The 1619-nt window shown below is 51.0% G+C and carries 1 protein-coding gene; it reads right to left on the reverse strand.

Annotated elements, in window-relative coordinates:
* Window positions 1-273: 273 nt before the first annotated feature.
* A complete protein-coding gene (locus LG31_RS0107490) occupies window positions 274-1302 on the reverse strand; it encodes a tyrosine-type recombinase/integrase (protein ID WP_033113863.1) in 1029 nt (342 codons plus the stop codon).
* Window positions 1303-1619 lie beyond the last annotated feature (317 nt).

A 1619-nucleotide genomic window follows, 5' to 3' on the forward strand; every position in this document is an offset into this window, starting at 1 on the left:
GGGTATGACTCTCCTGCTTGCGTTTTACATGCTGACGCTGGCGCTTGGCATTGTTTTGCGAGGCGGTCTCTTTTGCCTCAAGCTCGTTGATTTCCTGGCTCATATTACCTTGCGATACTTGTTTTTATGGCTGGTTATCTCTCACGTTATCTTCGCATAGTGGTGAAAGATGAGGGCTTCTCCTACCCTGCCAGCTAACTACGAAGCCAACCAAATATACCACCAGATCAATGGGATATCATTTAACATAAAAAATGCAGTGACGCATTTACCCTAAAGCAGTCCATCCAGCGCGTGATCAGAGAATTTATGGGCATCGTCAAAGTACTCTTGCAGGGTGCGCATATCCTTGTGACGGGTAACCTCGATGATCTTGTTCATCGGTTTGCCGGCAGTGACGGCCGAGGTGATAAATCCGCGACGCAAACTGTGGCCACTGACATAGAGGTCATCGATAGCCTGACCGGTGCGCCGCTTGATCATCAGGTTGATACCTTGTGGCCCCAGAGGGTCTGGTGTGAGTTGGCCCCAGCGATTCATCCGCCGAAAGAGCGGCCCTTCACTGATCCGGCTCTTCTTGAGCCAGTTGCCAATCGCTGCAACCGGGCAATAGTGCTTGCCGGGAATAAGGGCGATCTCGGTCTCATGGAGTTGATGCTTGCTTGGTTTGAGGCGAAGGCGAATCCCCTGCCCCACAAAATCGAGGTCACTCACCTCAATTCGGGCTGCTTCCGAGCGGCGTAAGGCGCCACTGAACATCAAGAGTAGCAGGGTATGATCCCGAAGGCCTGCCAGATCATTAGTATCGATATCATCCAGCACCCTGGTCAGGGGTTGCAGGGTCAACGCACCCGTCTTGCGCTTGCGGTTATCACCAAGACGGACAATACCGCGCATCATCTCTTTGATTTCAGGGTGTTCGGTCGGCATCGGGTGAATGCCTTTCTGTTTGAAGGCGTAGCGGATCCCGGCGAGCCTTCGCACCAGAGTTGCCGGTTTGCGCGGTTCACCATTGCGCAGCTCCCCTCTCCCTTCTTCTTTATTGAGCCATATCCAGTCGGCCAGTACCCCATCGGCCTGATCTGCCAGAAAGTTCATGATGTCATGATGGGTCGTTTGCAGCGGATCCAGGCCGTGCAACTGGCACCAGAAGACAAAAATCCGGGTATCCGCCTGATAGGCATTGAGGGTCGAATCTGCTTTGGCACTGCGCAGGAAGCGGCGGGCCCGGCTATTTAGCTGGGCATCAAAGACAGTTTGCAGTGACTGATGAGCTGAGCCTGAAATGTATGGATATGACACGGAAGATGATGATTCATATGAAGTTTAGGAGGATCTTACAGGATCCTTCAGGTTGATCAAGTATCGATAATGAATATTATCGATACTTGATTAGTGTCGATTTAACCCCCATCCAGCATCTCCGTTATTTCTAAGCAAATGCAGTATTCATTTCCGGTTTACAGGTTAGGTCAATGCGATGATAGCAATTCAATGCTGCGCAAGTGAGAGATAACAGATTTATGTATTGCTTCTTTCTTTAGCGCTATATCGGATAGCTGAAAGTAAAACGCCCCGCAATGCGGGGCGTCAGCTCTTACTTCCGGGCGAGTTTGAAC

Source organism: Aeromonas lacus, from assembly GCF_000764665.1.
Taxonomy (GTDB): domain Bacteria; phylum Pseudomonadota; class Gammaproteobacteria; order Enterobacterales; family Aeromonadaceae; genus Aeromonas; species Aeromonas lacus.